The organism is Caballeronia choica (assembly GCF_001544535.1).
Classification (GTDB): domain Bacteria; phylum Pseudomonadota; class Gammaproteobacteria; order Burkholderiales; family Burkholderiaceae; genus Caballeronia; species Caballeronia choica.
In genome coordinates, this window is the sequence record NZ_FCON02000103.1 from 1 (window position 1) to 26769 (window position 26769).

Genomic DNA, 26769 nt, shown 5'->3' on the forward strand with positions numbered 1-26769 from the left:
GACAGACTTCCAAACCCCCGTAAAACCGGACATTTCAACTTGGCCGGAAAGCGGACATCTGTATCTGGCTTTGACATCATGTGTAAGAGCTTTTTAGTAATGTCGGGTTTTAGCTCATTAGAAATGTCCGGTTTCGGGCTGATCGTAAGCTGACCGGTCGCCGGTTGTTCGGCGCGCCGGAGGCTTTGATGGCTGCAACGGAACGGATCGCCGGCGCTCGAAGCCGAGCAATAACCGGCTGGATGCCATGACGGCCGATCGGTTGAACTCCGTAGCCACTACACGATCGACGCACCGCGATCGCTCAGCAGCCGGCGAAGAATCCCCCGATGGCAGCGACGTTCATCGTCGCAATAACAGCCGATCGAAAAATTGGACGTCGCCGAAAGCGCGGCCAGCAGGTCGAGCACCTTGCTGGCATCGCCGGCATTCATTTCCTGGCGGAACTTGCGCTCGAACGCGGACCATTCGGCATCGTCGGCGGCGTTGCGTCCCTGCGTCATCAGTTCCGCGCTAGGCGACAGAATCGGCAGCCAGACGTCGTAGTAGTTCCGGGCACTGAATTCAGCCTTCGGAACGCCGCGCGGCGGCCGGCGCACGGTCCCGATGCGGAGCCCTTCGCCGTCCGCGCGTCCGGTCCCGAGTTGAACGATGCGAATGCTCATGCCGTGTCCTTGTCGTTGACGGCGAATGCCGTCGGCACGGAATGTTACCCGCCCGCCTGCGCGCTACGCAAAGGTCCGCAGCATTACCGCGCGCCCCACGGCTCGCAAGCGCCCTGCGCGTCAATTCCCGCTGCGGCGGTGCTCGACGCGATGCGCAAACCCGACGCCCGCGCCACGACCACCACGCGAGCGCGCGCGCGACACAATCGCGTCGATCGTGTTCTGCGCCGAGCGCCGGCGATTCTTCTTCGCGACGCGGCCAAGTTTCCTCGCGCTGTCGGGATGAAACGCCCAATAGAGCGCAGCGAACCAGCCGATCACGGTCCAGCCGAACAGCAGGTTGAACAGCGCGAGCAACAGGACGGACCGGCGCTTGGTTCGGTCGGCGAGAATCGCGGGCAACAGGTAGAGACCGGTCACCGCGAACGCCGCCAGGACTTCCAGCAATACTTTCAGCATGTCAGCTCCCATGGCCAAAGGCCTCGGAAAGTCGATTTGCGCCGCCAGGCGACGCGTCATGCTGAAATCGTAGGCCTTGGCAGCCGCACCGATCAATGCCGTTTAAGACAAAAGATTCTTTGCGACCCACAAGCGTAATCCTCGCCCCTGAAAGCCGCCCGAAAGACGTCAGTCCTGCGCGACGGCCTCGTCCTGCGAAACGCGCTCGTGTCCGCCGGAGGCGCGCCAGCGCGCCGGCGTCACGCCGATGTGGCGTTTGAACACGCGCTGGAACGCCGCATCGGACTGATAGCCGACCGACTCTCCGATCGCCGCGACAGGCGCACTCGATTCCAGCAACGCGCGCCCCGCCATCGTCATGCGGACTTCGGTCAGCACGTCGGTGGCCGAGCGGCCGATCGTTTCCTGGAACTGGCGCACGAACGTAGCCCTCGACATATTGCAGAGCGCGGCGAACTGATCGAGCGTCCACGCCTCGCCGGGCCGCTCGAACATCGCCGACAAGGCCGCCTGCAGGCGCGGCCGCGCGGCAAGCGCGAGCAGCCCCTGGGGCGGCTCCGAGCCCTCGCTGGCGAAGCGCAAGGTCAGCGCGAACAGCGCCGCCGAAAGGTGGCTCACAAGCGATGCGCTGCCCGGCCCTTCGTCGATCGCCTCTTCCCGCATCAGGTCGACGAGCCGCGCGAGCCGCGAACCGCTCGCGGGCCGGGTCGCCGACGTCGCCCCGGAGCCTCCGTTCGCCGCGCTGCGCACGACGAGCCGCCTCGGCAGGTGATCGCGCAACAGCCGGTCCGGCACGGCGCCGACCAGAAAGCGGCCGCACAGGATGTCGGCGCCCTCGCCCGGCGCGCCGTTCTCGGCGATCGCGAACGCGCTGCCCTCGTGCTCGGTCATCGGCACGGGCGGCTTGCCGCTGCCATCGTGGATGCGATGGGCGCCGCCACCGGGAAACACGACGATATCGCCCGCGATCAGCGGCTGCGGCGGTCCGTCGCCGTCCTCCAGCACGGCGTGGCCCGACACCAGCACGTGATACGGAATCTCCCGCACGCCTGCGACACCGTGCGTGATCTCCCAAGGAGCGCCGACGTGACATCGCACATCGAGGCGGCCGCTGACGGGCATCAGCGAAAGAAGCCGGCTTAGCAGATCCATATGAGCCGCGTGAGCATGAAATTGCGCGTTTTGAGAATTAGCACGGACACCCCGCCGCCCTACAGTGACAACCAGGCGAGCAAGCCGGTAACGAGCCAGACCACTGCCGGCGTCGGCACGCACACGTTAACAAACCTCGTAGGGAATGTCATGAAAACCGTTCATACCGATGTCGCGATCATCGGCGCAGGCAGTGCCGGCCTCTCGGCCTACCGCGCCGCGAAGGCCGAAGGGGCCGCGGCGCTGCTGATCGAAGGCGGCGCCTACGGCACGACCTGTGCACGCGTGGGCTGTATGCCGTCCAAGCTGCTGATCGCAGCCGCCGAGGCCGCGCACGACGCCGCCCGGACCGCGCCGTTCGGCGTGCACGTCGACGGCGCGATCCGCATCGACGGCCGCGCGGTCATGCAGCGCCTGAAAAGCGAGCGCGACCGCTTCGTGGGCTTCGTGGTGGACGGCGTGGAGGCGATGCCCGCCGATGACCGCCTGGTCGGCCATGCGCGGTTCATCGACGACGGGCTGCTGCAGGTCGGCGAGCACACGCTGGTGCATGCGAAGCGCGTCGTGATCGCGACCGGCTCGGCGCCGGACATGCCGGAGATGTTCGCCACGCTCGGCGACCGCGCGATCGTTAACGACGACGTGTTCGCGTGGTCCGACTTGCCGAAGAGCGTCGCGGTGGTGGGCGCGGGCGTCATCGGGCTCGAACTCGGCCAGGCGTTATCCCGGCTCGGCGTGCGCGTGAGCGTGCTCGGTGCGCGCGGCCACGTCGGGCCGCTGACCGATCCGGCGATCCGCGATTACGCGCATCACGTCTTCGCCGACGAGTTTCACTTCGAGCCGCGCGCGGAAGTGCTGGCAGCCACGCGCGACGGCGACACGGTGCACCTGCGCTATCGGTCGGCGGCGGGTGAGCAGGTCGAAGACGCGTTCGACTACGTGCTCGTCGCGACCGGCCGCAAGCCGAACCTGACGGGCCTCGCGCTCAACAACACGTCGCTCGAACTCGATCGACGCGGGATGCCGGTCTACGATGCGCGCACGTTGCAGGCCGGCCGTCACCCGGTATTTATCGCGGGCGACGCCAACGGCGTGCTGCCGCTGCTCCACGAAGCGGCGGACGAAGGCCGCTCGGCGGGCCGCAGCGCCGCGCGCTTCCCCGACATCGAACCCCTCGTGCGCCGCGCGCCGCTCGCGATCGCGTTCACGGACCCGGGCATCGCGATGGTCGGCGCAAGGCATGCGGATCTGGCGGCGGGTTCGTTCGTCGCCGGCGAGGTGAGCTTCGAAGACCAGGGACGCAGCCGCGTCATGCTGCGCAACCGCGGCCTGATGCACGTCTACGTCGACCGGGCGAGCCGGCGGTTTGTCGGCGCGGAGTGGATCGGGCCGGACGCCGAGCACATCGCGCATCTGCTTGCATGGGCGCTGCAGATGAACCTGACCGTCGACGCGATGCTGGCGATGCCGTTCTATCACCCGGTGATCGAGGAAGGCTTGCGCACCGCGTTGCGCGATGCCGTCCGGCAGTTGCCGGTCGAGGCGCTCGAAAACCGTGTGCATCCTGCCTTGACGAAGCACGTCGACGCTCAGGTTGTTGCAGCGTGAGCGAATTCTCTTTCTTTCAACACCACGAGGTGAATACCATGTCCGATGTCACGATCTACACCAAGCCGACCTGCCCGTACTGTATAGCGGCCAAGACGCTTCTGCGCCGCAAGGGAGTGCCATTCAGGGAAATCAGCGTCGAAGGCGACGCCCGGGGCGCCGCCGCGCTCGCACAGCGCACGGGGCGCAGGACGGTGCCGCAGATTTTCATCGGCGATCTGCACGTGGGCGGGTTCGACGATCTTCACGCGCTCGACATGGAAGGCCGTCTCGACGATCTGCTCGAACAGGACGCGGCGTTGTCGTAGGTGGTGTCGCGTTCGACATCACCCCCGATGCTCAACGGCCGATGAACCCATCGATCAGCCGGGCGAGTTCGCGCGGATACTGGAACATCATCGCGTGCCCGGCGTCGTGGACGATAGCGAGGCGCGAGTGCGCGATCAGGCGGTTCAACACGATCGAGTTGGCATCGGCCAACACCCCGTCGCGCGCGCCCGCGACGATTAGCGTCGGCACGGTGATTCGCCGCAACGCACTCGCTGCAATGAGGGCTGCACTAACTGCTGGAATAAAGGCTGCAATAAGCGCCTACGCTCGCCTGGTACCGCGCATCGCCAGCGTATAGATCACCGCCCCCGCGACTGCGCCGATCAGCCAGCCGAAGTTGTTCGCCGGCAGGAGCTTGAGCAACTGCGTGCTGATTTCCCAGCCGACCGAGATGACCCCCGACACGATCAGCGCGATCAGGCCCACCCTGTTCCATCCACCGTCGTAGTAGAAGCGTCCGCTGGGCGACATCGTGTAGAGCTGGGCCGTCTGCACGACCTGCTTCTTGACGAGGTAGTAATCGGCCATCATCACGCCGTACATCGGCGCGAGCACGGCGCCGAACACGCTCACGAAAATCGTGATCGCCTTCGGGCTGTCGACGAAAATCCACGGGCACACCAGCACCGCCAAAATCGACGCGATCAGCCCGCCCTTCTTGAAGTTGACGTGCTTCGGGAACAGGTTGGCGATGTCGTACGCCGGCGAAACAAAGTTGGCGACGATATTGATCCCCATCGTCGCGATGATGAAGGTCACGCTGCCGATCGCCACCGCGACCTTGTTCTCGATGCGCGAGACGATCTCGACCGGGTCCATGATCATCGTGCCGAAGACCTTCGCGCTGCCCGAGGTCACGATCACGGTGATGATCGCGAACACGACGAAGTTGATCGGCAGCCCGAGAAAGTTGCCGATCTTCATCTGGCGTTCGCTCTTCGCGAAGCGCGAGAAGTCGCCGAAGTTGAGCAGGAGCGCCGCGAAGTAGCTCACGACCAGCAGGATCGCGTTGCCCATGCCGAGGATCTGGCCGGTGCCCGAGAGCACTTCGCCGCCGAGCGTGAGGTTGAGGCTGCTGAGTCCCGCCCGGCTCAGGATCCAGCCCATCAGCACGAACATCACCACGTACACGGCCGGGCCGCAGAAGTCGATGAAGCGGCGGATCACGTCCATGCCGCGCTGGAAGATGATCAACTGCAGGAGCCACATGAAGAGAAAGCTGACCCAGCCGAGCATGTCGAGGCGCATGAAGCTCGTGTCGCGCAACGCGATCGCCGACGGCACGAACAGCAAGAGCAGCGTGGCGACGGCCTTCGAGGCGAAATACGTCTGCACGCCATACCAGACGATCCCGACGACGCCGCGAATCAGCGCCGCGAGATTCGCGCCCATCACGCCCATGCTGACGCGCGCCATGACCGGGAACGGGATGCCGTGCGTCAGGCTCGGCTTGCCGACCCAGTTCATCAGCACGTAGACGATCAGGATGCCCACCGTGAGCGCGATCAGCACTTGCCAGCCCGAGATGCCGAGCAGAAAGAGGCTCGCGGCGAACGTATAGCCGCCGACGCTGTGCACGTCCGACATCCACATCGCGAAGATGCTGTAGCCGGTCCAGGTGCGTTTCGCGCGCGGAACGGGCGCGAGATCGTGGTTGTAGAGGCGCTCGCTGGCGTCGGAGATGGGCGCGTCGCTGTCGAATGCGGATGCGCCGGCGGCGGTGGTATCGGCCATGATGTTTCCCTCGGGTTCAGCGGCGCCGTAGAGCGCGGCGGCGGCCCGAGAGCCGGCGCCGAGTCTCATTCGGCTGACGAAAGAAGTGGTTCGACAGCGACTGCGACTGCCTGCGCTTCACTTGCGTTGCATCGACTGAACAGCAACTCCGGCTACCCCTTGAACAGAGATTACTCGATGCCGCGCGCCGCGTCTGCCGGGTCAATTTGTTTTTTTGGTGCGGTTCCCGCGAGCAAAAGGGCGCGCGCTAAAGTTCCGCACACGCCCGCCGATAAGCTGGACATGAAAAAGAAACGTCTCACCTCCCGCGACATGCACGACGCCTTCGCCGCCGCCGGCGAGACGCTTGCACTTCTTTGCCGGCTGCGCCGCATCGACGCCTCGGACCTGTCCCCCGGCGAAGTGGACGCGTTCTGGAACATGGCGCTCGACGTCGCGGCCCACAAGGACGCCCTGTCCGACGAAGCACGCGGGACCTGAGCGGCCGCTCCGCTGCTGCCGCCCTCGCTCTCGCTCTCGCGCGTGGTGCAATAATTGCTGCGGGTGAGACTCGTGGCGCTCGCCCTCACGCGGGAGCGCACCGACTGCATCGTGTGATCACCGCGCGCCTTCGCGCGCGGCGCCGCGCGGTCCCAACGCCCGCCTCCGGCACGGCGGAGATCTCATGTCGACTCTCATCTGGAAGTGGCTCGGCCCGAATGTCCAGAACATCGCGAGACATCCCGGTTCGTTCGCCCTGCATACGCTGAAGGCATTCCGCGCCAACCAGGGCATGCTGCTCGCGGGCGCGGTCGCCTACTACGCGCTGCTCTCGATCATCCCGCTCCTGATCCTGATCGTGATCGCGTTGTCGAATCTCGTCGGGCAGCAGACGCTCCTCGACACCCTCGCGCGCCTGCTCGAATGGCTCGTGCCCGGACAGGCCCGCGCGATCGTCCGTGAACTCTCCAGTTTCCTCGCCCATCGCGCGGTGATCGGCTGGCTGCTGCTCGTCACGATGATCTTCTTCAGCTCGCTCGCGTTCACGGTGCTGGAGAACGCGATGTCGGTGATCTTCGTGCATCGGGTCGCGATCCGGCGGCGCCACTTCCTGCTCTCCGCGTTGCTGCCCTACTGCTACATCCTGTGCCTCGGTGTCGGCATGCTGATCGTGACGCTCGTCTCCAACAGCCTGCAGGCGATGGGCGCGAACAGCGTCGACCTGTTCGGCGAGTACGTGTCGCTCAAGGGGTTCTCGCGCGCGCTCCTGTACCTGCTCGGCCTCGCGGGCGAGATTTTCGTGCTGACGTCGATCTACCTGGTGATGCCCGTCGGCCGGCCGTCGCTGCGGCATGCGCTGATCGGCGGCGTCACGGCCGCGCTGCTTTGGGAAATCACGCGGCACGTCCTCGTCTGGTACTTCGCGACGCTTTCGCAGGTGAGCGTGGTGTACGGCTCGCTCACGACGTCGATCGTCGTGCTCTTCAGCCTCGAAGCGCTCGCGACGCTGCTGCTCTTCGGCGCGCAGGTCATCTCCGAGTTCGAGCGGTTCGGCACGCCCGCCGACGACGATCCGCCGGAACCGTTTCACACCGGCTGAAGACGTGCGCCGTGGCGCGGCTACCTGACGGTATCAGCGGCCGCCTTGCAGACGACGGCGTCCTGGTCGCCCGAGCCGCCGCTGCAGCCGACCGCTCCGATCAGCTTGCCCCCTTCGACGATCGGAAAGCCTCCCGGCGACGCCACGATATCGGGATCGAGCGTCGCGACATAGGGGTGTCCGGACTCGAACTGATTGTAGAAAGCGCGCGTCTCGCGACGAAAACGCGCGGAGGTCCGCGCCTTGGCCTGCGACACCCTGATCGACGCGAGTTGTGCGCCGTCCATCCGTTCGAACGCGACGAGATCGCCGTGCGTGTCGGCGACCGCGATGTTCATTTTCCAGTCGCGCTTGCGCGCTTCGGCTTCGGCGGCGGCGATGAGTTTTTTCGCGGCGTCCAGGCCGATCGGCGCGCCGTAGGGAATGTCGAACGGCATCTGCGCGGGAACGGACGCGGGACTCGGCGCGGCAACGGACGGCGATGTCGGGGTCTGCGCAAAGGCCAGTGTGGCGCTGGCGGCGAGCACTGCGCATCCCGCGCGGATGAGCGTTGGCATAGGATGGTCTCCGTTTGTTCGCGTGTGGCAGGGTCATAACGTACGCCGGCCGCCTTTATTCCACAACGCTGCGCTGCTGAGCAAAAGGAAACGCTTCAATAATTGGACGAGCGGACCGTGGACGCTCAGTGCGACGGGCCTAAAAAATGCTGGTGAGTTGCATCGCCGGACGACGCGCAGTACGTCCACGAATCGGCTCGATGCGTCGCAAGCCCTGTCCGGCAAGGCGTCGTGGCGCTCGTTTGCACCTGAAAACCGCGACCTGCTGGCGAGAGTTACATCGCATCGCGGCTTTCTCGTAAAATCAGTTAATTCGGCGCCGCACCGGCCGGTTCTGTCAGACGGACCGCCGGATTCCGCTTTTTCAGCCGATGCCGCGAGCGCTGCCTGCTCGCCCTTCGCGGCCCGAAGATAGACAAGCGCCCGCATGCCGGCCGCAACTTCGCGACCGCGCTGAATGCACGACCTTCGTCTGACGAAAATGTTTTCGGAGACGCTGCCATGGCCAGACGAGACATGCCGCCGACATCCAGCAAAGCGCTGCTGGATGCCGACGTCGACTATGCGGATGACGAGTTGCCCATGCGGGCGCCCCTGCGTTTTGGACGACTCGTGCTGTGGGTTGCATCGGCGAGCGCGCTGGCGGTTGGCGTCGCGGGAACGGTGGCCTACCGGGCCTGGTTCAGCCACGACCAGCGCGAGTACGTCGAAGCCATGACGAGCGCGCGCGAGACGCTGGGCCTGTCCCAGGCGGCAGCCGCACAGCAGACGCTGTCGTCTGGAACGGTCGATACTTCGCCGCCGCCCACGCATGTCGTCGAGTTGGCGAGCGCCGACACTACGGCGCCGAACCCGCCCGAGACGCTCGTCGCTCCGCCGCCATCGGCGCCACCCGTCGTTGCCGTCGTGCCGAACCGTTCACCTGCCGCGAACGCAAAACCGCCCGCTGCGCAAGCCGTGTCGGCACGCTCGAACCGTCCGCCGGGTCAGACTCAGGCCGTCGCGCAGAACCGCCACCGTTCGACGCAGCACGCGAAGCCAGCCAGCCAAAGTCTTTTCGCCCGCATGGGCTCGTTTTTTCACCGCGTGAGCTATCGACAGAATGTCAACGGAAGCCAGCGAGACGAATACGCCCATCAGTGACCGGCGTCGCGCGCCGCGGGCGTTTCCGTCGCGGTCGAGGTGGCCGCGAGGCTGGCCCGGACCGGCGCCGATGGCGGGCGCATCGCTCGTCTGCCTGCTGATCGGACTGCTCTTTCTCGCCGTCCAGGTGCGCTCGATTTTCTCGGCGCAGTTGCAGCAGGAATACATCGGCCTCGTGCTGGAAGCGGTCGATCGCGCGGAAAGCGCCCGCGATGCGGTCGCGGTACTGGCAAACGCAGCAAAAACGGCGAACGCGGCAAGCGCAGCGAACACAGCGAACACGGCGAACACAGCGAACACAGCGACAGCAGACCCGAACCCCGCCCCCTCCGACGCCTACCGTCTCGCGCGCCTCGAGTTAACCGACCGCCTCGCCACCCTCGACGCCCTGGTGAACGCGAGCCCGTCGCCGGCACCGCCGCTCCCGCGCAGCGTCCTGTCTCGCGATGCGAACTTCACCGCCGCGAGCCAGTCGCTCGATGCGGCCGCTTCATACTGGCGCGCGCAACGCGAGGCGGTCGGCGCCGGCATGCGCGAGCGCATCTCGGGCGTCGCGGACACGCTGATCGTGCTGTCCGCGATCGTGTTCGGCGTGCTCGTCACCGCGCTCGGCCTGTACGCGAAGCGCACCCGGCAACTGGCCGGGATGTCGCACGAATTCGAGCACGCCGCGCTGCACGACGCGATGACCGGCCTGCCGAACCGCCGGCGCCTGTTCGCCGCGCTGGAAGCCACGGTCGCCGCCGGCGACAACGCCGGCAAGCTCGCCGTGCTGTACATCGATCTCGACGGCTTCAAGCGCGTGAACGACACGCAGGGCCACCGGATCGGCGATGAATTCCTGATCGCCGTGTCGAGGCGCTTCCGGGAGTCGGTGCGCACGGGCGATGTCGTCGCGCGGATCGGCGGCGACGAATTCGCCGTGCTCGTCACCCGCTTCGACACCGACGCCGAGTTGAGCGCGATCGCCGAGCGGCTGATCGCGTGCGTCGCGCAGACCGACGAACAGATGGGCCTCGGGCTCGTGCGCGCGAGCATCGGGATCGCGAGTTTTCCGGATCGCGTCGACGATTACTGGCGGCTCGTGGCCGCCGCCGACGAGACCATGTACGAGGTCAAGCGCAACGGCAAGAACGGCTTCGCTTTTGCGCAGCGGATGCGGTGAGGGCCGCTGGCGCTTGGGCTTCTATTGAACCTGTATTGGAAGCACAAAAACATCAAGCGGCGGTTACGCCACAACTCGCGCGCCATCGGCCACCTGTCCGCTCCCGACAAGGGGCCAGGAAAGCAAGTTCCCCGGAAGCCTCAGCGCATCAAACAGTGTGACCCGCCCCTACGCGGCGGCCCGCACCGCGCCCTCCACTTCGCCACCGAGCGCATCGGCAAGATCGGCGAACAGGCGCGCGAGTTCCGCCGTCATCAGCATGAAGTCCGATTCGAAACGCTCGTCGTCGTTTTGCGCGGTCGGATCGGACGCTTCCTTGAGGACGTCGAGCGGATTCACGCGCTTCAGGATCAGCGAAGGCGTCAGCACGAACGACACGCGGTCGTTCCACGTCATCGCGAGCCTCATGCACTGCTTGCCGGCTTCGATGTGGCGGCGCATGTCGTCGGCATCGAGCGCGTGGCCGACGTAGCGCACCGTCGCCTTGGTGCCATTGCCCTCGCCCGTCGAACGCAGCTCGGTGTCCTGGTCGAGCGTGAAGCCGCCGGGCGCCTCGCCCGACAGGAGCCACTCGGTCATCGCGGAAACCGGCGAGCGCGCGACGCGCAACGTGTCGAGCGGCAAGCGGTCGATCGATTTCACGAGCAGGCTGCGCACCTCGTCCGCGAGCGTCGGCGACGCCGCGTCGATCACGAGCCAGCCGTTCACCGTATCGATCCATACGCGCGTATCGCGGCGAATGCTGAAGGCGCGCGGCAGGAGTTCGTCGGTGACCTGCTCCTTCAATTCGCGCATCTGCTTGCGGCCGGGTTTGAATCCCTGCTGATCTTCGAGTTCGAGCGCGCGCGCCTTGGTCACCTGATTGACGACCGACGCGGGCAACAGCTTTTTCTCCGCGCGATAGACAAGCAGCATCTGCCGGTTCGTCGAATAGACCAGCGCGCCGTCATCGCGCGGCGAGGCCCAGCCGTGCGCCTGCATTTCGACGGTATTGCCCGGCGCGAACGCGTGCGGCGCGAGCCACTTTTCGATCTGTGCGGGAGTGACGGCCCAGGGAGCCGGAAGACGATGAAGCTGAAGGTTCTTGAACCACATTGGCAGCGCTCCGCGGAGGAAAAGCAAGGCGCGCCATTCTATACGAGCGTGTGGAGTTTGATGGCATCGGCCGGGTCCCGTACGCCTACCTGGACCCATCCGGGCAAGTCCCATTCGCTCTTGTCTTCATGCGAAAGCCCACCTCACCGCACGGCCGCTCGCCGCGCCGGCACGATGCGCCAGCCGAGGTTCACACCCGCCGCCGCGAGCAAGATCAGCGCGGCGCCCGCCACTTGCAGCCACGCGAGGCGCTGCCCGAACGCGATCCAGTCGACGAAGATCGCCACCACCGGATAGATGAACGAGAGCGCGCCGGTCATGGCCGTCGGCAGCTTCTGGATCGCACCGTACAGCAGCACGTACATGAGCCCCGTGTTCACCACGCCGAGCACCAGCAGTTCGATCCAGCCCGAAGGCGCGGCAGGTAGCTGGTCGAAGCGCACCAGCGGCGACAACATGACGACGCCGAGCGCGACGTGCAGGAGCGCGATCAGATGCGGCGGCGTGCCCTTGAGCCGCTTGGTGATGATCGACGAGATCGCGTACAGGAACGCAGCGCCGAGCGCGAAGCCGATGCCTTCCAGATACTGCCCCGGCACGGCGAGCACGGCCGGCTCGACGCGCACCACCATCACGAGCCCGACGAACGCGACGCCGAGCCACGCGATCGTGGACATCGTCACGCGTTCGCGCAGCACGAGCACGCCGAGGCCGACGAGCATGAACGGCTGCGTGTTGTAGACGGTCGTCGCCATCGAGATCGAAGCGCGCGAATACGCGGCGAACAGCAGCAGCCAGTTGCCGACGATCGCTATACCGCTCAGCGCGACCAGCATCAGCATGCGCCACGAGAAAAACCGACGGCGCAGCATGGCAAGCACGGCGCATACGGCGAGGAGCGTGGCACCGCCGAACACGCAGCGAAAGAACACGACGTTGAACGGCGTCTGCCCCGAGGAAACGACGAGCCAGCCGATCGTGCCCGACATCAGCATCGCGAGGCTCATTTCGATTGCGCCGCGGCGCGTTTCATTCGTGTTCATTGCAATGGTTCTGGCTGGCGAGTTTCGATGCGATTCAGTTTATCGGCGGCAATTGCGCGAAACCATGCCTAAAATTAGGAGCGTTGCGGATTCTACCTAACGATCGTAGCCGACCATGCCGAAAAGCCTTTCAACGCCCCAGGGCGCCGCCGCGCTCGACGACATCGACCGCGAACTGATCGCCGTGCTCGCCGACGACGGCCGCATCGCGGTGAGCGAACTTGCGCGGCGCGTCGGCTTGTCGGCGCCGAGCACCGCCGAGCGCATGCGCCGGCTCGAGGCGCAGGGCGTGATCCGCGGCTTCGCCGTGCAGATCGATCCGCGTGCGCTTGGGTATACGCTGCAGGCCATCGTGCGCGTGAAGCCCATGCCGGGCCAGTTGCATCTCGTGGAGGAGGAAATCCGCCGCATCCCCGAGTTCGTCGAGTGCGACAAGGTGACGGGCGACGACTGCTTCATCTGTCGCCTCTTCCTGCACTCGATCGAACAGCTCGACGCGATCCTGTCGAAAGTCACGGAGCGCGCCGAGACGAGCACGGCCATCGTGAAATCGACGCCCGTTGCGCGCAGGCTGCCGCCGTTGCGGTGAGCGGGAATGCCCCCACGCGGATCGGGCCATCCGCCGTACAAACAGCGCTACACTGGGGAGCGAAACACCAGGAGAAACGCCATGCCCGACATCGACGCGAACCGCACCTTCCGCGGGCTTCCCCTGACCGCCGAACAGGACGCCGAAGTCCGTCATTACATCAAGAAGAAGAAGCAGCACGGCGAACCGTGGGACACGCCCGAATTGAGCGCCATGCTGCACGACATGCTGGAACCGCCAGGCGACGACGACACGACCGACGGCGCCGACGACATGGACGACGAAACGCGCGGTTTTGCGGAGCGCGCGTCGGCCTTCATCGACGAAACAATGGACCCGATCGAAGCCAGCGAGGAATGGCACGCCGCGATGGAAGCCGAGGCCATGAAGGGGCCGAAACGCTGATCGCTGTTTGTGCGGCAGGAAGTGCCCGGGGGAAATGAAGCGCCGGTGTTCGAGAGGCCGGCGGCGGGCCGCATTGCGCGGCCCGTGCTCGCGAGTCAGTCAGTGCCTGTGTCGCATCCAGTCGCGCAGCGGATGCGTGTCGAGCCAGCGTGCATGCGGCTCTCCCTTGTGTTCGGCACGGTGGCGGTGCATCAGGACGACAGCGACGCAAAGCAACACCGCGATCCCAACTATCAAGCTGATCATCGGCTCAGTCATGGGAGCCTCCTCCGAGGTCAGGGCCATGCTTACATTGTAGGTGAGCGGCGGATTATCACCAGCCAGCTTAAGCCTTGTCGTGCCATGCCTTGCCCCGGCCCTCGCCTCACGCCCCGATGCAGATCGCACCCAGCGCGATCACGCAGCACGACGCGATGCGCCGGAAACTCAAGCGCTCGTTGAGGAACATCCGCCCGATCAGCGCGGCGAACACCACACTCGTTTCGCGCAGCGCCGACACCGCGCCCATCGCGCCGAACTGCATCGCCCAGATCACGATGCCGTATGCCGCGATCGACACCATCCCACCGCCCGCCGATTGCCCGATGGCCGCGAGCGGCGCACGCAAGCCCGCGACGCCGCGCACGGCGATGAACACGAGCGGCATCAGCAGGAAGAACGCGAACATCCACGCCGTGTAGGCGACGGCATTGCCCGAGACGCGCACGCCCATGCCGTCGATCACCGTATATACCGCGATCGTGGCGCCCGTGAGGAAAGCCGCCGATGCACCGCCGAGCGACACGCGTCCGCGTTCCAGCGCAAGCGAAATGATGCCGCCGGACACGAGCAGGACGCCCGCCAGCGGCAACCATCCGAGATGCTCGCGCGCGAAGAGCGCCGCGCCCACCGCGACGAGGAGCGGCGACGACCCGCGCGCGATCGGATAGGTCTCACCGAGATCGCCGCTCCGGTACGCGTAGACGAGGCTCACGCTGTAGACGATATGCACGAGCCCCGACGCGATGATGTAGGGAAAGGCTGGCGCGGCCGGCATCGGCAGGAAAGGGAGTGCGATCAGTGCAACGAGGCCCGTGCTCGTGCACATCCACGTCATGGAGAGAAAGCGGTCGCGGTTGCCGTGCAGCATGGCGTTCCAGGTCGCGTGCAGCAGCGCGGCCAGCAGGACAAATCCGCCTACATAACTGAACATTCGATACGTCTCGCGTCTGACAGGGTTGACAAGGTTGCTCGGCCGCCTTCGGTTTGCGGCCTCCAGGCCGATGATTGAATTGCTTAATCCAGCGCCGGTCAAGCCCTTTTTGTCATCGTCGCGTCATGCTGGCGCCCGCGCGACGGCAAGTTCTCAGGCCGCCTCTGCCATCGCGGCGGAATCCTGGTTGATGCGGACGCTGCACTACGTTCACCGGAATCCACACATCAATCGCCAACCACGCGCTATCCCGCATGTGCCCCGCATGTGTCCTATAGTGCAAGCACCGCGCAAGGAGAGACGAATCATGGCGACATGGAGACCCGACCCCAGCTTCTACCCTTCACCCCGCCTCGCGGCCAAGGCGCCGCCCGAAACGCTCGCGTACGTCGCGACGTTCGACCCCGAGCGAAAGCAGCCCGACGTGCTCGCCGTCGTCGATGTCGATCCGAATTCCGCGACCTACACGCAGATCGTCGGCCAGTTGCCGATGCCCAATACCGGCGACGAACTGCATCACTTCGGCTGGAACGCGTGCTCGTCGTGCCTGTGTCCGAACGCGCCGCATCCGCACGTCGAGCGGCGCTATCTGATCGTGCCGGGCTTGCGGTCGTCGCGCATTCATATCGTCGATACGAAGCCGGACCCGAAGAAGCTCACCATCGTCAAGACCATCGAGCCGGAAGAACTCGCCGAGAAGACCGGCTACACGCGCCCGCACACCGTGCATTGCGGACCGGGCGGTATCTACGTGACCGCGCTCGGCAATGCCGAAGGCGGGGCGCCGGGCGGCGTACTGCTGCTCGACCAGCAGAGCTTCGATCCGCTCGGCCGCTGGGAGGTCGATCGCGGCTCGCAACGCCTCGCCTACGACGGCTGGTGGCATCTCGGCTACGACACGCTCGTCACGAGCGAATGGGGCACGCCCGACACCTTCGAGGACGGCCTCGTCCCCGAGATCCTGCTGGGCGCCAAGTACGGCCGCAAGCTGCACTTCTGGGACCTCACGCGCCGCAAGCATCTCCAGGAAATCGACTTCGGCGACGAATACCAGCTCGTCTTCGAACTGCGTCCCGCGCACGATCCGACCAAGCCGTATGGCTTCGTCAATTGCGTGATCAGCCTGAAGGATTTGTCGTCGTCGATCTGGACGTGGTATCGCGACGGCGACAAATGGGCCGTCAAGAAGATCATCGACATCCCCGCCGAACCCGCCGACGCCTCGGTGCTGCCGCCGCTCTTGCAGGGCTTCGGCGCGGTGCCGCCGCTCGTCTCCGACATCGATCTCTCGATGGACGACCGCTTTCTCTACGTGTCGTGCTGGGGCACGGGCGACCTGCTGCAATACGACGTGTCCGACCCGTTCGCGCCGAAGCTCACGGGCAAGGTGCGCATCGGCGGGATCGTGTCGCGCGCGACGCATCCGGGCGCGAAAAACGGCCAGCTCAACGGCGGGCCGCAGATGGTCGAGGTGAGCCGCGACGGCCGGCGCGTCTATTTCACGAACTCGCTGTATGGCGCGATCGACAACCAGTTCTATCCCGAAGGCATCGACGGCTGGATGGTCAAGCTCGACGCCGATCCTGCCGGCGGACTGGCGGCCGACAAGAACTTCTTCATCGACTGGCCGAAGGGACATCGGCCGCATCAGATCCGCCTGCAAGGCGGCGACTGCTCGTCCGATTCATATTGCTATCCATAGGCGCCGACTCGATGGAGCCCGGATCGGCCACGTTATGGCTCGGCGCCGCGGGCCTGGGCGCATTTCACGGCATCAACCCGGCGATGGGCTGGCTGTTCGCGGTCGCACTCGGGTTGTATGCGCATAGCCGCCGGGTGGTGCTGCTCTCGCTCGTGCCGATCGCGATCGGGCATGCGGCTTCGGTCGCGCTCGTGCTGGCTGGCGCGTTGACGCTTGGGTCGCTGATCGATCACGCTTATCTGAATCGCGCGTGCGGCGTGTTCCTGATCGGCTGGGGCGTGTGGTGCGCGCTGCGCGGGCATCGCGGACAGCCGAGGGTCGGCATGCGTGCCGGGTTTGCCGGGCTCGCGTTGTGGTCGTTCGTGATGTCGAGCGCGCATGGCGCCGGGTTCATGCTGATACCCGTGCTGTTGCCGCTTTGTGCGGCGGCGGGGGCGCCGGGGCTGGCGTCGGCGGGTCATGCATTGCCGGTCGGCGCGCTCGCGCTGGGGATTCATACGTTCGCGATGCTTGCCGTTATTGCCGCCGTTTCGACGGTCGTTTATGACCGTGCCGGGGGGCTCGGTTTTCTTCGTACCGGATGGATCAATATCGATCTTGTCTGGAGCGCGGCGCTCGTGGGCTGCGGTGGGTGGTTACTGCTGTCGGCAAGGTGAGGGGTGCGTTTGCGGATCAATCGTGTATCCCCAAACGCACCCCACCCCAGGCGCCAGCAACGGCTTAAAAATTGTGCCGCACCCCCAGACTCACTGACAACTGCCTGTCGCTATTCGAATTCGGCAGATTCGGGATCTGCGCATAGTTGACTGCGGCGCCCGTCGCCGGATCGATCCCGATGCCCGCCCCCACCGCCTTCTGCATGATCGCCACACCATACAACGCCGTGCGCTTCGAAAGCGCATAGTTCGCGCCCAGGTTCACCTGATGAAAGCGCGTCGATGAACCCCCGTCCGGCTTCGCCACGTTGTAGATATACGCCGCGCCAACTTGCAGGAACGGCGAGACCGCATACGTCACGTTGACCTCGCCGATATCGAACCCGATGTTCCTGCCCGTCGGCTGCGCGCTCGTCGCGAAGTACCGGCTGTGATCGAGCAGGCTGTGCGTATACGTCAGCGCGATCGTCGCCGGTCCGATCGCATAGGACGCTGCCGCGCCGTAGGCCTTCAACGCATCGGCGTTCTGCAACTGGCAATACATCGCCGATGGATTGCTGCACGCGAAATCGCCGATGTATCCGTTGCTGCCGCCAAGCGCCGCGTCGAGCGGGTTCTGCAGGTTCAAATACCCCGCGCTGAACGAGACCGGCGCATGCGCATACGTCGCGGCGAACGAGTAACCCCGCTTCTGCGCGAAGTTGCCCGCGACACCGCCGAGACTGTATGTGCCGCCCAGCGTGAAGCCGCTCCAGTCCGGGCTCACGTACTTGATCGCGTTGTTGAAGTTGAACGCTTCGTTGAGGTTGTCGACGTCGCCGATGTGCGAGCCGTAGAGCGTCGCCCAATTGTTGCTCGACACGTAGGGCCCGAGGAAATCGGAATACGAATCGTATTGACGACCCAGCGACAGCGTGCCGAAACGCTCGTCGGCAAGGCCGACCCACGCCTGCCGATTGAACTGCGAGCCGCTCTGCACGAAGTTGCCCGTACCCGTGTAGAAGCTGTTCTCCAGCATGAAGGTCGCCTTCAGTCCGCCGCCGAGGTCTTCCACGCCCTGCAGTCCGTAGCGCGACGGCACGAGGTTGCCGCCCGTCATCTGCCAGCCGTGCCCCGAGCCGACGCTGCCGTCGGCGCGCGTGAACTGCTGGTTGCTCGTGTAGGTGATGGCGGCATCGACGGTGCCGTAGAGCGTCACCGAACTTTGCGCCGATGCGCACGTCGATATGCCCAGCATCGCCGCCGCGGCGAATCCGCTCTTCATCCGATGGTCCTTACGCATGATTGATCAGCACCGACTTGGTCTCGGTGTACATGTCGAGCGCGGCGCGCCCGAGTTCGCGGCCGAAGCCCGATTGCTTGAAGCCGCCGAACGGCACGGCGTTGTCGAGCAGCGAGTGGCAATTGACCCAGACGGTGCCCGCCTTGATGCGGGGAATGAGCTTGTGAATCGCCGACAGATCGTTCGACCAGATGCTCGCGCCGAGACCATACGGCGTGTCGTTGGCCTGCTTCACGACCGTGTCGAGATCGTTGAAGCGCATCGCGACCAGCACCGGTCCGAAGATCTCTTCACGCACGACGCGCATCGAATGATCCGTATCGACGAGCACGGTCGGCTTCACGAAGAAGCCCGCGCCCTCGCCTCGCCCGCCACCCGCGATCGTGCGCGCGCCTTCCGTCTGGCCCGCATCGATATAGCCGAGCACGCGATCGAGTTGCCGCGCGGACACGAGCGGTCCGATCTGCGTCGACGGATCGAGGCCCGGGCCGAGCTTCATCGAATCGGCGATCGACGCGACGCGCTCCATCACGCGGTCGAACACCTTGTCGTGCACATAGACGCGCGAGCCCGCCGTGCAGACCTGTCCCGAGTTGAAGAAGATCGCGTTCGCGACGCCCTCGGCGGCCTTGTCGATATCGACATCCGGCAGCACGATCACCGGCGACTTGCCGCCGAGTTCCAGCGACATGCGCGTCATGTTGTCGAGCGCGGCGTGGCCGATCGCCTTGCCCGTGGGCGTCGAACCCGTGAAGGCGATCTTGTCGAGGCCAGGATGTTTCGCGAGCGCGGCGCCGGCGGTCCTGCCGTAGCCGGTGACGATATTCACGACGCCCGCGGGGAAGCCCGTTTCCTGCAGCAGTTCGCCGAGCCGCAGCGCGGAGAGAGGCGTGTCCTCGGCGGGTTTCAGCACGACGGTGCAGCCTGCCGCGAGCGCGGGCGCGAGTTTCCACGCGGCCATCAGCAGCGGAAAATTCCACGGAATGATCGCGCCGACCACGCCGACCGCTTCCTTCCTCGTATAGCCGAAGTACGCATTCGACGGGCTATAGGGAATTGCCGCATCGACGGTGCTGCCTTCGATCTTCGTCGCCCAGCCCGCCATGTAGCGGAAGCACTGCGCGGCCATCGTCACGTCCAGCGCTTCGGCGACTGCGGCCGACTTGCCGTTATCGAGCGCTTCGATTTCCGCGAACTCGCGGGCACTGGCTTCGATTGCATCGGCGGCGCGCAGCAGCAGGCGCTCGCGATCGGTGGGCTTCATGCGCGACCATGCGGAATCGTCGAAGGCCCGGCGGGCGGCTTGGACCGCGCGGTCGATGTCGGTTTCATTTGCGTTTGGCACACGGCATAGGACGCTACCGTCGGCGGGGTTGAGCACCTCGATGGTTTCGCCCGTTGCGCTGTCGTGCCATTCGCCGTTGATCAACATGCGCTTGGGGCCCGCGATGAATGCGCGGGTCGTGGGGAGGGTGGGTTGGTTTGTCATGGTTGTCTCCTGGGGTTGGCTGGTTGTTTACACCGTTTGATGCGCTCAGGCTTCTATGAAACTTGTATTGGTTTTGGTTTATTGGCTCTGCCCCTGTCCGGGGCGGGACTCACTTTCTTTGCTGCTGCAAAGAAAGTAAGCAAAGAAAGCAGCTTCACAACGCCAGTCCTTGCCATGTGCCGCTAGCCCGTTATGTCGGAGTGGTCCAACCGGGGGAGTGTCGTTAGCGGGGTTTGATCGTTGTTGGCATGTAGAAGAGGCGCGCACGTCGCACCGCTAAACGAAGTGGACCAGCAGTCATACATCCGGACTCGCGCTACGCGCTCACCCGTCAGGCAAAACCGAAACCCATCGCTACGTTGCTCGTTCGTGCGTGCTGCATGCTTCCATTCACCGCTTAGCGAACCTGGCGTCGGGCACGCAGTGCCAAGACGGATGAATGACTGCTGGTCCACTCCCTGTCGCGGTGCGACGTGCGCGCCTTTTCTACATGCCAACAACGATCAAACCCCGCTAACGACACTCCCCCGGTTGGACCACTCCGACATAACGGGCTAGCGGCACATGGCAAGGATTGGCGTTGTGAAGCTGCTTTCTTTGCTTACTTTCTTTGCAGCAGCAAAGAAAGTGAGTCCCGCCCCGGACAGGGGCAGAGCAAATAAACCAAAAACAAAACAAGTTCAGTAGAAGCGCAAAAACATCAAACGGTGGAAACAAAAAAAACCCCACCTAATAATGTTCCGGCACGGAAGTAATCCCATCCGCCTGCAGGCGATGAACAAGCCCGGCGCGGGCCCTCGCGACATCGGTCAACGCGGGCCTGCGGTGCGCCGCAATCTCCTCGGCCGTATAGGGCCTAAACCCCGCAGGCCGCGTCGTCGCGTTCATCGTCGCAAGCACCCAGTTAAGGACATTGGCGAGGTCCGCATCGCTCAACGCCGAGTTGGCCGCCCCCGGCACGCGCATCACGAACTCGCGCCCTTCGGGCATGCCGACAAAGTGGCCAAGCGAGTTGCGCAGCGCCGGCACCTTCCCCGGGATGCCCGAGCCGTCGGCGGTGTGGCAGCCCATGCAGTTGAGCACCCACCCCTGCCTGGCACGCGCGGCATCGTTGGCATCGCCCTCGGCGAACGCGGCATTCGCCACGCACGCCGCCAGCAAAACGACGGCAGCTCGTTTCATAGCCCAAGACTCTTCACGACGCTCTCGCGCTGCCGATGCACCGCGGAACCATCGACGGGGTTCGCACGCAACGCCTGGATCTGCGCCGCATCGAACGGCTTCGCGTTGCCGTGCGCCGCGTTGAGATCGAACACGACGTAGTTCAGGACATCGGCGATTTCCGCGTCCGACAGCGACGCGAACGACGGCATCTTGAAGTTGTAGGTCTTCTCCTTGACCTTGATCGGCCCGAACATGCCGTAGAGAAGCGTGGTTCCAAGGTGCTTGCGCCCTTCGTCCGATGCCGCGTACTTGCCGGGATATTCGACGAGCGGCGGCGCAAGGCCATCCATGCCCTTGCCGCCCGCCTGATGGCAGACCACGCACTTGCCATCGAAGGTCGCCTTGCCGCCCGCGTACTGCACCGACTGCGCGTGCGCAGACGACGCCGCGCACGCGAGCATCAGCGCCACTGCCCTGATGATGTGTTTCATTGCTTCGCCGCTCCCAGCAGCACGGATACGGAACAGTGATAGTTCGAGTTGCCGTTCGCCATGCACCAGTTGATGTCGTTGTTCAGCGAGAGCTTGTAGAGCGGCTTCTCGCGCTCGTTACGGTTGCAGAAGCAGCGTCCGCAGGTCGTCTTGCCGCAACAGTCGTTGTAGGACACGATGTAGTCCGAGCCGTCGTGCGGATTGCGGCAGGTGCCGATCCACGTGATCGGCGAAGGCGTCGTGCCCGGCGGGCAACTGCTCGACGTGCCGCCGCAACAACTGCAAAGCCAGCCGTCGATCGCGCAATACTTCCAGTAGTCGCAGCTCGTCGGGTCATCGGTTTTCGATGCACCCGGCTTCTTCGGCTCAGCCGCGTAAGCAGTGCGATCGACGGGCAGGAGCGGCACCATCGCCGAGCCGACCAGCACGCGGCCGAGCTTCGCCATCGCGCTGCGCCGCGAAGAGCGCTGCGCGACACCGCGCGCCGAGTGTTCAAACATTGAGTCCAGCCATTTCATAGACGCCGTCCTTTTCTCAGTAGCTTGTTGATGGAAGCGGCCCGCGTCTCATGCGTGCTGTGCTTCGTGGTCATGCGACTCGTGCGACTCGTGCGCCTTGCCATGCACGAACTCCTGAAGCGACGCGACGCCCCGCTCCTTTGCTTCGAACAGGCTCTCCAGATGCTCGCGCGTATTGACGAGACCCTTCGCGCGCACCTTGCCCTGGTCGTCGAGCAGCACCGCGTAAGGCAACTTGCCGATCTGGTACGCAAGGCCGAGTTCCTGCGACAGCACGTAGGGAAGCTGCGAGAGCCCCGTCTTGCGATAGAACGCGGCGTGTTCAGTGATGTCGCCATCGCTTGCGAGCACGACGTCCGTGGCCCCTTCGCGCGACTGGATCGAAGGCAGGAGCGGCAGCAGCTTCTTGCAGACCGGACACGTCGGCGAGAGGAAGAAGAGCAGCGTGTTGCGTCCGCCCGCGGACATGCCGCCGACCTTCACGGCGCGGCCGGCGATATCGGCCAGTTCGAACGTCGGCGCGATGGCACCCACGGCCGGGCCCTTGTCGATCATCAGTGCGCCGGCGGGCATCATGCGTTCATAGAGAATGCCGACCTGGCGAACCAGTGCGAGACAGATCGCGCCGAGCGCGAGCAATGCGGCCCAGGAGAGCGCGTTGGAAATGATAAGAGCGGTTTGCATCATGAATTCCTCAGGGATTCGAGCTTGGGAAGATTGGCGAGCAGCACGTCGAGCGTGAGCATGGCGGCGACGGCGAAGAGCGTTCCGGCACCGACTGTCAGGTAGTCGAACCAGACGACCGTGCGCGGGTCCTGCGCGATGAGCGGCACACAGGCGAGAGCGGCGAGCGCGGCGACACGGCCGACGTGCCACCAGCCGATGCCTTTCGGTGCTTCACGCGAAAGAGCCGTGAAGCCGGCACAGCCGCAATCGATATCGGTGTTGCCGCGCAGGACGTTGATCGCGAGCGCGACGCCGAATGCGGCAAACAGCGCGATCAACAGCAACGCGGAGCCGGTACGCGTGGCGGAAAAGAGCAAGCCGAGCGCGCCGGCCGCTTCGAGCACGGGCACGGCATACGCGAGCGGCGCCACGGCAAACGACGGCAACAGCCGGTACGCGGCCAGCGATGCGCTGAACTTCGCCGGCTCGCGCAGCTTTGCCGTCGCGCCGAGCAGCACGACGATCGCGACTGTCGCGACGCACACCATGAGGACAACGGGATCGAGCATGGTGGCCACCTCAGGGATTGACGAGCAGCGTCGACGTCGCGCCGAGCTGTTTGTCGACGTGCTTGAGGCGGCCGGTCTGCGCGTCCATCACGACGAGATCGGAGGTCGGCGTGAGGCCGTAGAAGAGCGGCTGATCGTCGGTGCTGACCTGGATCGCGATGAGCGGATCGATCTTCTGCTTCGCGAGATCCCAGCGGGCGATGCGCTTTTTCGTCGTGGTATCGAAGACCCAGATCTCGGTCGCCGGGTCCTTGTGCGAGCCGTCGACGCCCTTGTGCATCGCTACATACAACCGATGGCTCTTCGCATGCACGGCCGTCTGCTGGAGGCCGCCCGGACGCCAGCCGGCCTTCTTCTCCGCTGCGCTGACGAGCGGCCACGGCGTGCCGAATACCGGTGCGTCGCCGGACAGGTCGGCCGTGCGCACGGTGCCCAGATACGTGGTGAACCAGTACAGCTTGCCGTCGCGCGCGGCGTTGATGAACGCGGGATCGTGGTCCACGTCGATGAACGCGTCGGAGAGCTTGCGGCTCTTCTCCTTGCCCGCCGCATCGAGCGTGACGGTCAGCGCCTTGCCGCTTTCGCACAGCGCCGAGAAGCGGTCGTTGCCGCTCGGATACGCGAGCACGCAGCCGTCGGTATCGATCTCGCCGAGCACCTTCTTCGCGGCCGTATCGATGACCGTCACCGAGGTGGAAGGCGTGATGTTCGCCACGTAGAGCCGCTGGCCGTCGTCGGAAAGCGCGGTGTTGTAGGGCGACGGCACATGCTGTCCGTGCTTCGGCGGGATCACGATCTCGCCGGTGACGTCGAGCGTCGTGTTGTCGATCATCTCGACGACATCGGTGCGCGCGCCATGGCCGCCGCGCGCAAAGTACGTCGTCGCGACGTAGCTCGTCCTGTGATCCGGCGAGACCGCGAAGCCCGGGCCGAAGCCGGCGTCGATCTGGCCGATGAAGCGGTTCGTGTCCGCATCGAAGACATGCACGCGCGCGTCGGTCATGCTCGCGAACGCGATGTCCGGCACAAAGATTTGGTGCGGGCTATAGGGCGGGACCTTGGCGACCGTCAGCTCTTCCGGCTGCTCCGCTGCGCTCGCCAGTTGCCACGCCAGTACACCAGACATCACCGCCGCCATCGAGGCGGCCAGTCGTCTGCGTTTCATCGTTTCTCCTCCGTCTGTCTATCGTGTGACAGACTCTAAGGCGAGGAAAAACGGTGGTCGCGCCGGGAACGGCAAAGCGTTCGTGCCAATTTGGGATAGTCGAAAGACGGCTGAAAGAGAGCCTTCCCGACATGCTTTTGATGCGCGTTTACGCGCGTAAACGCGCATTGACGTAATGGGTAGGCTACGGCCGACGCGTCGTCTGCGACGGCAATTCGCCGAACTGGGTCTTGTAGTCGCTCGCGAAATGGCCGAGATGCGTGAAGCCCCAGCGGGCCGCGGCTTCGCTCACCGGCACCTCGTTCGGGTGCGTCGTGAGCAGCAGGCGCCGCACCTGCATGAGGCGGATCGAACGCAGGTAGGTCGCGGGATTGGTCTGCGCGATCGATTGAAAGCTGTTCTGGATCGTGCGGCGGCTCACGCGCAATGCGGAACACAAGTCGAGAATCGACACCGGGTCCTCGGGGCGCTGCAGCAGCAGATCGTGGCTGCGGCGCACGATGTCGCTCTGGCACGCATGAGTCAGGCGATTCGTCTGGTCGGGAACGTGATACGTGATGAGATCGAGGATGCCTTCGGCCACTTCCTGCGCGAAGCGGCGCTCGCCTTGCGGATCGGCAAGCTGGTCCGGCCGCGCGAGCGCGCGCTCCACCGCCTCGACCATGCGCCGGCCCACGCGCACGCCCGCCGCGCGCGGAATGTCGATGACGTCGCGCTCGAAGAGATTGTCTTCAACGTCGATGCCGGCGGCATCGGCGACCATCCGCAGCACGCTCGGATCGATCGCGATGCCGACGAGCGACATGCCCGCCGGCGAGTGCAGCATGAATTCCTTCGCGCCCGACGTGATGACCATCGCGTCCTGGTCGAGCTTTACGCCGCGGAACGAAAACGGCCCGCTGCCGCCGAGCGCGAGGCCGAAGGTGGTATGGCCGGCGGGCAGTTCGCCGCGCTGCACCACGCGCACGTTCGCCGCCTCCTGAAAGACCTGCACGCCTTCGACCGCCACCTGCTTGACCGTGCTCTGGAACACGCCCGAGCCGAGTTGATCGTAATGCTGGTCCCAGCCGCGAAGCGCCGCCGCGTGCCGGTCCGCGTCGTTGAAAACCTCGTGGTTGACGTACACGGTGTCTCCCTGAATGTACTGTGGCGTCTGTCGCGCCGATCGACAAGGATAAACCGACTTCGCGGACGGTCAATAAAAATTCACGATTGACGCATCTTGCGGGGGCCGCCGCGGGCTCAGCCGAACCTCCCCGCGATGATTTTCGCCGCCGACGCGATCACGTCGTTGCGCGCCTTCGCGTCCGGCTCGCGCTGCGTGAAGTAGATCACGACGACGATCGGCGGCTTCGCGGGCGGCCACAGCACGGCGATGTCGTTCGAGGTGCCGTAGTCGCCCGTGCCGGTCTTGTCCGCGACTTGCCAGTCGCGCGGAACACCGGCGCGGACTCTCGCGTCGCCTGTGGTGTTGCCGCGCATCCACGTTTGCAACTGGTCGCGCTGGGCGGTGCCGAGCGCGTCGCCGAGCGCGAGCCGTTGCAGGTCGCGTGCCATCGCGGCGGGTGTCGTCGTGTCGCGCAGGTCGCCGGGGATCGCGGTGTTCAGTTCCGTCTCCATGCGGTCGAGCCGGAATTCGTGGTCGCCGATGGAGCGCGCGAACGCCGTCACCGCCGAAGGCCCGCCGAGCAGGCGGATGAGCAGGTTCGCGGCGGAATTGTCGCTGTACTGGAGCGCGGCGGCGCAGAGTTCGGCGACGGTCATGCCATCCGCGACGTGCTTCTCCGAGACCGGCGAGTAGTTGACGAGATCGCCTTGCGCGTAGGTGATGCGCCGCGCGAGCAGGCCGTCGTCGTGCGCGCTGCGTGCGAGGATCGCGGACGTCAGAAGCAGTTTGAAGGTGCTGCAAAACGGGAAGCGCTCGTCGGCGCGGTAGCTCAGTTGCGCGCCATCGGCGGTGTTGAATGCGGCCACGCCGAGGCGTCCGTTGGATGCGTCTTCGAGCGCTTTTAGTCGCGATGCCGAGGATTCGCCGGACGGCCAAGAGGTGCATGCGCTCGCAAGCGGGATCGATGCGGCCGCGGCCAGCAAGGCGCGGCGGACGGGTGAATGCGTCATCTATCGTGGACCCTTCGGGTGGTTTGGGAGGTCACGATTTTACGAGCTTTGGGTGGGGTGGGGTGGGCGCTGGCGCTTGGGGTGGGGGTGGGGTGTGGTTTACGCCGTTTGATGCGCTTGTGCTCCTATGGAACTTGTTTTGTTTTTGGTTTATTTGCTCTGCCCCTGTCCGGGGCGGGACTCACTTTCTTTGCTGCTGCAAAGAAAGTAAGCAAAGAAAGCAGCGGCGAATT

Annotated in this window: 31 protein-coding genes; 11 read left to right on the forward strand and 20 right to left on the reverse strand. The window is 65.1% G+C overall.

Going from position 1 to position 26769, the window contains the following annotated elements; genetic code table 11:
* Positions 1-278: 278 nt before the first annotated feature.
* The 3 genes from AWB68_RS30735 to AWB68_RS30745 all read right to left on the reverse strand — a co-directional run bounded on the left by AWB68_RS30735 (position 279) and on the right by AWB68_RS30745 (position 2276).
* Entirely contained in the window at positions 279-665 is a 387-nt protein-coding gene (locus AWB68_RS30735) for a DUF488 domain-containing protein (RefSeq protein WP_087648085.1), read from the reverse strand.
* A 120-nt stretch (positions 666-785) separates the two neighbouring features.
* Complete coding sequence (locus AWB68_RS30740) at positions 786-1124, reverse strand: superinfection immunity protein (protein WP_087648111.1); 339 nt, start codon at positions 1122-1124, stop codon at positions 786-788.
* Between the two features lie 168 nt (positions 1125-1292).
* Positions 1293-2276 carry an AraC family transcriptional regulator gene (locus tag AWB68_RS30745; protein ID WP_087648086.1) on the reverse strand — a complete coding sequence of 328 codons (984 nt, stop codon included), beginning with the start codon at positions 2274-2276 and terminating at the stop codon, positions 1293-1295.
* 150 nt (positions 2277-2426) lie between these two features.
* Between AWB68_RS30745 and AWB68_RS30750 the strand changes: the two genes are divergently transcribed.
* Entirely contained in the window at positions 2427-3884 is a 1458-nt protein-coding gene (locus tag AWB68_RS30750; protein WP_087648087.1) for a dihydrolipoyl dehydrogenase, read from the forward strand.
* A gap of 38 nt (positions 3885-3922) precedes the next feature.
* A complete protein-coding gene (gene grxC, locus AWB68_RS30755; protein WP_087648088.1) occupies positions 3923-4192 on the forward strand; it encodes a glutaredoxin 3 in 270 nt (89 codons plus the stop codon).
* Positions 4193-4223: 31 nt separating this feature from the next.
* Here the strand turns inward: grxC and AWB68_RS30760 are convergent, their stop codons facing one another.
* Complete coding sequence (locus AWB68_RS30760) at positions 4224-4403, reverse strand: alpha/beta fold hydrolase (protein WP_125483094.1); 180 nt, start codon at positions 4401-4403, stop codon at positions 4224-4226.
* A gap of 72 nt (positions 4404-4475) precedes the next feature.
* The gene (locus AWB68_RS30765) at positions 4476-5948 is read right to left on the reverse strand and encodes an NCS1 family nucleobase:cation symporter-1 (RefSeq protein WP_087648112.1); all 1473 of its coding nucleotides are present in this window, start codon (positions 5946-5948) and stop codon (positions 4476-4478) included.
* Positions 5949-6230: 282 nt separating this feature from the next.
* On the opposite strand from AWB68_RS30765, the gene AWB68_RS47020 reads away from it, so the two are divergent.
* A complete protein-coding gene (locus tag AWB68_RS47020) occupies positions 6231-6428 on the forward strand; it encodes a hypothetical protein (RefSeq protein ID WP_125483095.1) in 198 nt (65 codons plus the stop codon).
* A 184-nt stretch (positions 6429-6612) separates the two neighbouring features.
* Positions 6613-7527: a YihY/virulence factor BrkB family protein gene (locus AWB68_RS30770; protein WP_087648090.1), complete on the forward strand. Its 915-nt coding sequence runs from the start codon at positions 6613-6615 to the stop codon at positions 7525-7527.
* 20 nt (positions 7528-7547) lie between these two features.
* Here the strand turns inward: AWB68_RS30770 and AWB68_RS30775 are convergent, their stop codons facing one another.
* Positions 7548-8084 (reverse strand): GlcG/HbpS family heme-binding protein, encoded by a 537-nt coding sequence (locus AWB68_RS30775; RefSeq protein ID WP_087648091.1) that lies wholly within the window; start codon positions 8082-8084, stop codon positions 7548-7550.
* A gap of 501 nt (positions 8085-8585) precedes the next feature.
* Here AWB68_RS30775 and AWB68_RS30780 point away from each other — a divergent pair.
* Complete coding sequence (locus AWB68_RS30780; RefSeq protein ID WP_125483096.1) at positions 8586-9227, forward strand: hypothetical protein; 642 nt, start codon at positions 8586-8588, stop codon at positions 9225-9227.
* 70 nt (positions 9228-9297) lie between these two features.
* Positions 9298-10392 carry a GGDEF domain-containing protein gene (locus AWB68_RS30785; RefSeq protein WP_235028579.1) on the forward strand — a complete coding sequence of 365 codons (1095 nt, stop codon included), beginning with the start codon at positions 9298-9300 and terminating at the stop codon, positions 10390-10392.
* Between the two features lie 168 nt (positions 10393-10560).
* Here the strand turns inward: AWB68_RS30785 and AWB68_RS30790 are convergent, their stop codons facing one another.
* Entirely contained in the window at positions 10561-11487 is a 927-nt protein-coding gene (locus tag AWB68_RS30790; RefSeq protein WP_087648094.1) for a recombination-associated protein RdgC, read from the reverse strand.
* 143 nt (positions 11488-11630) lie between these two features.
* A complete protein-coding gene (locus AWB68_RS30795; protein WP_087648095.1) occupies positions 11631-12530 on the reverse strand; it encodes a DMT family transporter in 900 nt (299 codons plus the stop codon).
* A gap of 115 nt (positions 12531-12645) precedes the next feature.
* Here AWB68_RS30795 and AWB68_RS30800 point away from each other — a divergent pair, with 115 nt between their 5' ends.
* Together AWB68_RS30800 and AWB68_RS30805 are read left to right on the forward strand one after the other, a co-directional pair.
* The gene (locus AWB68_RS30800; protein WP_087648096.1) at positions 12646-13119 is read left to right on the forward strand and encodes an Lrp/AsnC family transcriptional regulator; all 474 of its coding nucleotides are present in this window, start codon (positions 12646-12648) and stop codon (positions 13117-13119) included.
* Positions 13120-13200: 81 nt separating this feature from the next.
* A complete protein-coding gene (locus AWB68_RS30805) occupies positions 13201-13524 on the forward strand; it encodes a hypothetical protein (protein ID WP_087648097.1) in 324 nt (107 codons plus the stop codon).
* A gap of 99 nt (positions 13525-13623) precedes the next feature.
* On the opposite strand, the gene AWB68_RS48965 is transcribed toward AWB68_RS30805, so the two are convergent.
* Together AWB68_RS48965 and AWB68_RS30810 are read right to left on the reverse strand one after the other, a co-directional pair.
* A complete protein-coding gene (locus tag AWB68_RS48965; RefSeq protein WP_200828835.1) occupies positions 13624-13782 on the reverse strand; it encodes a hypothetical protein in 159 nt (52 codons plus the stop codon).
* Between the two features lie 106 nt (positions 13783-13888).
* Positions 13889-14716 carry an EamA family transporter gene (locus tag AWB68_RS30810; RefSeq protein WP_087648098.1) on the reverse strand — a complete coding sequence of 276 codons (828 nt, stop codon included), beginning with the start codon at positions 14714-14716 and terminating at the stop codon, positions 13889-13891.
* 307 nt (positions 14717-15023) lie between these two features.
* Between AWB68_RS30810 and AWB68_RS30815 the strand changes: the two genes are divergently transcribed.
* Together AWB68_RS30815 and AWB68_RS30820 are read left to right on the forward strand one after the other, a co-directional pair.
* Positions 15024-16418, forward strand: a complete 1395-nt coding sequence (locus AWB68_RS30815; RefSeq protein WP_087648099.1) for a selenium-binding family protein — start codon at positions 15024-15026, stop codon at positions 16416-16418.
* An 11-nt stretch (positions 16419-16429) separates the two neighbouring features.
* Positions 16430-17074, forward strand: coding sequence for a hypothetical protein (locus AWB68_RS30820; protein WP_087648100.1), 645 nt, complete (start codon positions 16430-16432; stop codon positions 17072-17074).
* Positions 17075-17138: 64 nt separating this feature from the next.
* On the opposite strand, the gene AWB68_RS30825 is transcribed toward AWB68_RS30820, so the two are convergent.
* The 10 genes from AWB68_RS30825 to bla all read right to left on the reverse strand — a co-directional run bounded on the left by AWB68_RS30825 (position 17139) and on the right by bla (position 26536).
* Positions 17139-18338 (reverse strand): porin, encoded by a 1200-nt coding sequence (locus AWB68_RS30825; protein WP_087648101.1) that lies wholly within the window; start codon positions 18336-18338, stop codon positions 17139-17141.
* A 10-nt stretch (positions 18339-18348) separates the two neighbouring features.
* Positions 18349-19845 (reverse strand): aldehyde dehydrogenase family protein, encoded by a 1497-nt coding sequence (locus AWB68_RS30830; protein ID WP_087648102.1) that lies wholly within the window; start codon positions 19843-19845, stop codon positions 18349-18351.
* 729 nt (positions 19846-20574) lie between these two features.
* On the reverse strand, positions 20575-21027 hold the full coding sequence (locus AWB68_RS30835; RefSeq protein ID WP_087648103.1) for a c-type cytochrome: 453 nt from the start codon (positions 21025-21027) through the stop codon (positions 20575-20577).
* Positions 21024-21470 carry a c-type cytochrome gene (locus AWB68_RS30840; RefSeq protein WP_235028580.1) on the reverse strand — a complete coding sequence of 149 codons (447 nt, stop codon included), beginning with the start codon at positions 21468-21470 and terminating at the stop codon, positions 21024-21026. Before AWB68_RS30840 ends, AWB68_RS30835 begins: the two co-directional genes overlap by 4 nt.
* A gap of 26 nt (positions 21471-21496) precedes the next feature.
* Complete coding sequence (locus AWB68_RS30845) at positions 21497-22018, reverse strand: methylamine dehydrogenase light chain (RefSeq protein WP_087648105.1); 522 nt, start codon at positions 22016-22018, stop codon at positions 21497-21499.
* 48 nt (positions 22019-22066) lie between these two features.
* Positions 22067-22705, reverse strand: coding sequence for a methylamine dehydrogenase accessory protein MauD (gene mauD, locus AWB68_RS30850; RefSeq protein ID WP_087648106.1), 639 nt, complete (start codon positions 22703-22705; stop codon positions 22067-22069).
* Entirely contained in the window at positions 22702-23253 is a 552-nt protein-coding gene (locus AWB68_RS30855) for a MauE/DoxX family redox-associated membrane protein (protein ID WP_087648107.1), read from the reverse strand. The genes mauD and AWB68_RS30855 overlap by 4 nt, the downstream gene beginning before the upstream one ends.
* A gap of 10 nt (positions 23254-23263) precedes the next feature.
* On the reverse strand, positions 23264-24418 hold the full coding sequence (locus AWB68_RS30860; protein ID WP_087648108.1) for an amine dehydrogenase large subunit: 1155 nt from the start codon (positions 24416-24418) through the stop codon (positions 23264-23266).
* Between the two features lie 184 nt (positions 24419-24602).
* Complete coding sequence (locus AWB68_RS30865; protein WP_087648109.1) at positions 24603-25544, reverse strand: helix-turn-helix domain-containing protein; 942 nt, start codon at positions 25542-25544, stop codon at positions 24603-24605.
* Positions 25545-25660: 116 nt separating this feature from the next.
* Positions 25661-26536 (reverse strand): class A beta-lactamase, encoded by an 876-nt coding sequence (gene bla, locus AWB68_RS30870; protein ID WP_087648110.1) that lies wholly within the window; start codon positions 26534-26536, stop codon positions 25661-25663.
* Here bla and AWB68_RS49760 point away from each other — a divergent pair.
* A partial coding sequence (locus tag AWB68_RS49760) for a hypothetical protein (protein ID WP_143281982.1) occupies positions 26528-26769 on the forward strand: 242 nt, incomplete at its 3' end. The two genes, bla and AWB68_RS49760, sit on opposite strands and share 9 nt — an antisense overlap.

Excerpts from the sequence above, each read along its gene's own strand:
- AWB68_RS30820 (WP_087648100.1), top strand. The coding sequence starts at position 16,430 with ATGGAGCCCGGATCGGCCACGTTATGGCTCGGCGCCGCGGGCCTGGGC.
- AWB68_RS30835 (WP_087648103.1), bottom strand. The coding sequence starts at position 21,027 with ATGAAACGAGCTGCCGTCGTTTTGCTGGCGGCGTGCGTGGCGAATGCC.
- AWB68_RS30765 (WP_087648112.1), bottom strand. The coding sequence starts at position 5,948 with ATGGCCGATACCACCGCCGCCGGCGCATCCGCATTCGACAGCGACGCG.
- AWB68_RS30795 (WP_087648095.1), bottom strand. The coding sequence starts at position 12,530 with ATGAACACGAATGAAACGCGCCGCGGCGCAATCGAAATGAGCCTCGCG.
- AWB68_RS30785 (WP_235028579.1), top strand. The coding sequence starts at position 9,298 with ATGGCGGGCGCATCGCTCGTCTGCCTGCTGATCGGACTGCTCTTTCTC.
- AWB68_RS30740 (WP_087648111.1), bottom strand. The coding sequence starts at position 1,124 with ATGCTGAAAGTATTGCTGGAAGTCCTGGCGGCGTTCGCGGTGACCGGT.
- AWB68_RS47020 (WP_125483095.1), top strand. The coding sequence starts at position 6,231 with ATGAAAAAGAAACGTCTCACCTCCCGCGACATGCACGACGCCTTCGCC.
- AWB68_RS30750 (WP_087648087.1), top strand. The coding sequence starts at position 2,427 with ATGAAAACCGTTCATACCGATGTCGCGATCATCGGCGCAGGCAGTGCC.
- AWB68_RS30805 (WP_087648097.1), top strand. The coding sequence starts at position 13,201 with ATGCCCGACATCGACGCGAACCGCACCTTCCGCGGGCTTCCCCTGACC.
- mauD (WP_087648106.1), bottom strand. The coding sequence starts at position 22,705 with ATGATGCAAACCGCTCTTATCATTTCCAACGCGCTCTCCTGGGCCGCA.
- AWB68_RS30840 (WP_235028580.1), bottom strand. The coding sequence starts at position 21,470 with ATGCTCGCGTGCGCGGCGTCGTCTGCGCACGCGCAGTCGGTGCAGTAC.
- AWB68_RS30810 (WP_087648098.1), bottom strand. The coding sequence starts at position 14,716 with ATGTTCAGTTATGTAGGCGGATTTGTCCTGCTGGCCGCGCTGCTGCAC.
- AWB68_RS30845 (WP_087648105.1), bottom strand. The coding sequence starts at position 22,018 with ATGAAATGGCTGGACTCAATGTTTGAACACTCGGCGCGCGGTGTCGCG.
- grxC (WP_087648088.1), top strand. The coding sequence starts at position 3,923 with ATGTCCGATGTCACGATCTACACCAAGCCGACCTGCCCGTACTGTATA.
- AWB68_RS30745 (WP_087648086.1), bottom strand. The coding sequence starts at position 2,276 with ATGGATCTGCTAAGCCGGCTTCTTTCGCTGATGCCCGTCAGCGGCCGC.
- bla (WP_087648110.1), bottom strand. The coding sequence starts at position 26,536 with ATGACGCATTCACCCGTCCGCCGCGCCTTGCTGGCCGCGGCCGCATCG.
- AWB68_RS30790 (WP_087648094.1), bottom strand. The coding sequence starts at position 11,487 with ATGTGGTTCAAGAACCTTCAGCTTCATCGTCTTCCGGCTCCCTGGGCC.
- AWB68_RS30770 (WP_087648090.1), top strand. The coding sequence starts at position 6,613 with ATGTCGACTCTCATCTGGAAGTGGCTCGGCCCGAATGTCCAGAACATC.
- AWB68_RS30855 (WP_087648107.1), bottom strand. The coding sequence starts at position 23,253 with ATGCTCGATCCCGTTGTCCTCATGGTGTGCGTCGCGACAGTCGCGATC.
- AWB68_RS30860 (WP_087648108.1), bottom strand. The coding sequence starts at position 24,418 with ATGAAACGCAGACGACTGGCCGCCTCGATGGCGGCGGTGATGTCTGGT.
- AWB68_RS30775 (WP_087648091.1), bottom strand. The coding sequence starts at position 8,084 with ATGCCAACGCTCATCCGCGCGGGATGCGCAGTGCTCGCCGCCAGCGCC.
- AWB68_RS30780 (WP_125483096.1), top strand. The coding sequence starts at position 8,586 with ATGGCCAGACGAGACATGCCGCCGACATCCAGCAAAGCGCTGCTGGAT.
- AWB68_RS30830 (WP_087648102.1), bottom strand. The coding sequence starts at position 19,845 with ATGACAAACCAACCCACCCTCCCCACGACCCGCGCATTCATCGCGGGC.
- AWB68_RS30800 (WP_087648096.1), top strand. The coding sequence starts at position 12,646 with ATGCCGAAAAGCCTTTCAACGCCCCAGGGCGCCGCCGCGCTCGACGAC.
- AWB68_RS30825 (WP_087648101.1), bottom strand. The coding sequence starts at position 18,338 with ATGAAGAGCGGATTCGCCGCGGCGGCGATGCTGGGCATATCGACGTGC.
- AWB68_RS30735 (WP_087648085.1), bottom strand. The coding sequence starts at position 665 with ATGAGCATTCGCATCGTTCAACTCGGGACCGGACGCGCGGACGGCGAA.
- AWB68_RS30815 (WP_087648099.1), top strand. The coding sequence starts at position 15,024 with ATGGCGACATGGAGACCCGACCCCAGCTTCTACCCTTCACCCCGCCTC.
- AWB68_RS48965 (WP_200828835.1), bottom strand. The coding sequence starts at position 13,782 with ATGACTGAGCCGATGATCAGCTTGATAGTTGGGATCGCGGTGTTGCTT.